Source organism: Paracoccus sp. MKU1, assembly GCF_001447385.1.
Classification (GTDB): Bacteria; Pseudomonadota; Alphaproteobacteria; order Rhodobacterales; family Rhodobacteraceae; genus Paracoccus.
The window spans coordinates 1-2906 of record NZ_LLWQ01000088.1; the positions used below are offsets into that span (position 1 = coordinate 1).

Annotated in this window: 2 protein-coding genes and 1 pseudogene; 2 read left to right on the forward strand and 1 reads right to left on the reverse strand. The window is 64.8% G+C overall.

Annotated elements, in window-relative coordinates:
* On the forward strand, positions 1 to 405 hold a 405-nt coding region (locus AQY21_RS27610), incomplete at its 5' end, for a transposase (protein ID WP_152988122.1).
* A gap of 315 nt (positions 406 to 720) precedes the next feature.
* Here the strand turns inward: AQY21_RS27610 and AQY21_RS05870 are convergent.
* Positions 721 to 1917 carry a CaiB/BaiF CoA-transferase family protein gene (locus AQY21_RS05870; protein WP_058096830.1) on the reverse strand — a complete coding sequence of 399 codons (1197 nt, stop codon included), beginning with the start codon at positions 1915 to 1917 and terminating at the stop codon, positions 721 to 723.
* A 194-nt stretch (positions 1918 to 2111) separates the two neighbouring features.
* Between AQY21_RS05870 and AQY21_RS27615 the strand changes: the two are divergent.
* A pseudogene (locus AQY21_RS27615) lies at positions 2112 to 2906 on the forward strand (transposase); the annotation flags it as partial.

Genomic DNA, 2906 nt, shown 5'->3' on the forward strand with positions numbered 1-2906 from the left:
CCAGTCTGTCATCGCTTGATGTCGATGCCCGGGATTGGCGCGGTCGTGGCCCTGACTTACCGGTCAGCTGTCGATGATCCCGCTCGCTTCACATCTTCGAAGAAGGTCGGGCCTTGGGTGGGTTTGACACCTTCACGCAACCAGTCGGGTGAGCGCGATGTCTCGGGCGGGATCACCAAGGCCGGCGATGTGAACCTGCGGCGGGCATTATGCCAGGCTGTCACCGTCATGATGCACCGGGGGCGATCGACATGGCTGAGAAGCTGGGCGGTGCAGGTTGCCCGTCGCCGCGGGGCCAAGCGAGCAATGGTTGCCCTTGCACGACGTATCAGCGTGATCCTGCACCGGATGTGGGTTGATGGCACCAGCTTCCGGTCTGAAATCCGGGTGCTTCATATGGCCTGACCTGCGAGAGTTACCTACCGTTGCCTGCCTGATCGCAGGCCTTCGAGGTCCTCCAGGGACGCGGTTCCGATGATGTCGTGGTCAGGACTGTTGCCGAACCATATCGAGCACGCCAATGAGATGGGCACATCGGAATTGCATTGGACCAGCATCGTGTTGGCGGCCGTTGCGCCGACCACGGACCGAAGCATGCACCCGGGGTGATCTCAGACAAAGGCATGCACAGGATGGCGACGAGACATGCCAGGCTTCTGCACTCCGCCTCACGACGGAGCGGTGGTTTGCGTCAGAAAGCGATTGACTGGGACGGCCCCGTTACCGAAGTCCTGACCCTAAAGTAGGAGGCACGGAGCGCGCCGTGCCGGCCTCGCCGTCGACGCGGATGCCCAGCCCCACCTGCGGCACGAGCCGCCCGTTGTCGTCAAGCGCATAGAACATCCCTCGCCGCTGCAATTCCGGATCGGCGGCAACCGCGTCCACGCCGTTGATTGGACCGGCCGGCACGCGCTGTTCGGCGAAGAGGGCGAGCCAGCGGTCGCGCGGCGCGGTCTTCATGATCGACTGGATACGCTCGACGATGGTCGCGCGATGCTGGCGGCGCAGCGCGTTGTTGGAAAATTCCGGCCGCGCCGCATAGTCTGGATCACCAACTGCTTGCCAGAACCGTTTCCAAATCGCGTCGTTGCCAAGGCCGAGCGTCAGCGGTTCGTCGGCGGTTTCGAAAGCCTGATAGATGGCGATCACGCTATCCGTGCCACCGGAGCGGGTCGGCACCTCACCGGAGCCCAGATAGGCGACGGCGCGGCACGACAGGAAACGGGTCATGCTCTCCACCAGCGACACATCGATGAGCCGGCCCTTGCCGCTGCTGGCGCGGTCGAACAGCGCCGCTATGGTGGCCATGGCTGCATCCTGGCCCGCCAGCATGTCGGCTGCCGGCGCGCCGATCTTCTGCGCCTCGCCGCCGGCCTCGCCGGTCAGATCCATGATGCCCGAATAACCTTCGGCGATCAGGTCGTAGCAGGTCAGGTCGGCGCGTGCCCCGCCGAGGCCGAAGCCGGTGATCGAGGTGAAGACGATGTCCTGTCGGATGGCGCGAACGGAGTCATGGTCGAGGCCGAGCTTCTTCTGCACGGAAGGCGGCTGGTTGGTGATGAACACGTCGCCGGTCGCGATCAGCCCGTCGAGCGCGGCGCGGCCATTCTCGCCGCCGAGGTCGACGACCACACTCTTCTTGTTGCGGTTGACGGCGGCGAACCACAGCGATTCCCCGTCGAGGAACGGCGGCCCCCAGTCTCGCGCGTCGTCACCTTCCGACCGCTCGACCTTGATGACTTCAGCTCCGAAATCCGACAGCAGCATCGGGGCGTAGGGCCCGGCGACCGAGGTGGTCAGGTCGATAACCCGCACTCCGCGCAACAGGTCCAGTCCGGCTCCCGACTTCAGCACCGGAAGGTCGTGCAAGGGCAGGCCCCTTTCGTCGTGGTCCGCTATCTGTTCGCTTGAAGGCATGCTCGTCCCCATGTGTCGCTGTCGTGTGAAATAATAGAGCAAGGCCCGTGCCAGACGGATCGAAGCGCGGATTTCTGGCCTTCCGCGCCTCACGTTTGACGGTTTGGAGTTTTACCAGGTCGCTGAAAAAGTCAGCCCTCGACCTGCCACGCGGAACATGATTCACCCTGCGCAGGTCGATGGGGGTGATAAAGATGCGCGGGACGGACGAGGCGAGCGGATCGCTGTTCAGCTATGTCGACCTTGAGGCCCGCATCCCCGCGGGCCACCCGCTGCGGACGATCCGGCAGGTGGTGAACGAGGCGCTGGCCAGCCTGGATGCCGCGTTCGATGAGCTCTACACCGACTTTGGTCGCCCCTCGATCCCACCGGAGCGGCTGATCCGGGCGAGCCTGCTGCAGCTCCTCTATTCGGTCCGATCCGAGCGCCAGCTGATGGAGCAGATGAACCACAATCTGCTGTTGCGCTGGTTTGTCGGCCTCGGCATTGATGATCCCGTGTGGGGTGAGGGGCGCCCGGAAATCCGTCCGGGGGACGGATTTCAGCCCTGAACGGGCGAAGCCCCGGGCCAAAGGCCGACCGTCTTCACCGAGAACTGCGACCGGCTGCTGAGCACCGACATGTCGCGCAAGATCATGGCCGCGATCCTGGCGCACCGCCAGGTGGCGCCGCTGCTGTCTGACGACCACTTCTCGGTCGACGGCACGCTGGTGAAGGCGTTCGCCATGGGCCTCGAACCGGTGGCGGCCTGATGGCTCACCCTCGATGAAGAGCGTCCAACCGCGGACGGGCGAGACCCCGCCGGATGACGAACCCGGCGATCCTCCCGGACTCGGGATCCCGGCCACCGATCCATCCGCCTTGACCGTAGCTGCCAAGACCGATCCGATGCCCCGCAACCAACGCCACAGCCGCAATGCCGAGGTCGATTTCCGGGGTCAGAGGCGGACGAATGCCACCCATGGCTCGACCACCGATCCGGATGCGCG